The sequence below is a fragment of the Nonomuraea sp. SYSU D8015 genome (assembly GCF_008065375.1).
GTDB lineage: Bacteria > Actinomycetota > Actinomycetes > Streptosporangiales > Streptosporangiaceae > Nonomuraea.
In genome coordinates this window covers 1-1,254 of sequence record NZ_VJYI01000066.1, presented here as the reverse complement: position 1 = coordinate 1,254, position 1,254 = coordinate 1, and the positions used below count along the sequence as shown (strand labels likewise).

General features: G+C 71.2%; 1 protein-coding gene. It reads left to right on the top strand.

The window, feature by feature from the left end:
- A partial coding sequence (locus ID574_RS59220; RefSeq protein ID WP_188197861.1) for an AMP-binding protein occupies positions 1–1,254 on the top strand: 1,254 nt, incomplete at both ends.

The window sequence follows — 1,254 nt, the reverse complement described above, 5'->3', positions numbered from 1 at the left end:
GGACTGGTCGGATCCGGTGCCGTCGTTGATGCCTGAGTCGCAGGCGGTGGTGCGGGAGCGGGTGAACGACACGGCGGGTCCGGTGTCGGGGCGGTTGTTGCACGAGGGCTTTTTCGCGCAGGCGGCGGATCGGGTGGCGTTGGTGTGGGACGGCGGCTCGCTGTCGTATGGCGAGCTGGCCGATCGGGCGTTGCGGGTGGCCGGGTGGTTGCGTTCGCAGGGTGTCGGCCCCGGCACGCCCGTGGGCGTCGTGTTGCCGAAGGGGCCCGAGCAGGTGATCGCCGTGCTCGGGGTGCTGGCGGCCGGGGGCATGTATGTGCCGGTCGGTGTGGATCAGCCTGCGGCGCGCCGGGAGCGGATCTTGGCGCGTGCCCAGGTGGAGATCGTGCTGAGCGGGCCCCTGCCTGAGGCCGAACCGCTGAGCAAGCCGGTGCGGGTGGACCCGGAGCAGGCGGCGTATGTGATCTTCACGTCGGGCTCTACCGGGGAGCCGAAGGGGGTGCAGGTCAGTCATCGGGCGGCGGTCAACACGGTGGAGGATGTGGTGCGCCGGTTCGGTGTCGGTGCGGGGGATCGGGTGCTGGCGGTGTCGGCGCTGGACTTCGATTTGTCGGTGTTCGACCTGTTCGGGGTGCTGAGTGTCGGGGGCGCGGTGGTGCTCATCGGCGAGGCCGAGCGGCGTGACGCGCACCGCTGGGCTGGGCTGGTGGCCGCGCATGGGGTGACGGTGTGGAACTCGGTGCCGGCGTTGCTGGACATGCTGCTGACCGCTGGCGGGGGCGCGGGGTTGCGGCTGGCGCTGGTCTCGGGGGACTGGGTGGGTCTGGATCTGGCACCCCGGCTGGCGGACAGAGCGCCGGAGGCTTCGCTCGTGGCGTTGGGCGGGGCGACGGAGGCGGCGATCTGGTCCAACTATTGCCCGGTGCCTGCCGAGGTGCCTGTGGGGTGGCGGTCGGTGCCCTATGGAAGACCGCTGACGAACCAGCGCTTCCGGGTGGTGGACGCGCGGGGGCGGGATTGCCCGGACTGGGTGGCGGGGGAGTTGTGGATCGGGGGTCTTGGTGTCGCCGATGGCTATCGGGGCGATCCCGGCCAGACGGCTGAGCGGTTCGTGACGGTTGATGGGGTGCGCTGGTATCGCACTGGGGACCTGGGCCGTTATTGGCCGGATGGGACGCTGGAGTTCCTGGGCCGGGCGGACGCGCAGGTCAAGATCCGGGGGCATCGGATCGAGCTGGGCGAGGTCGAGGCGGC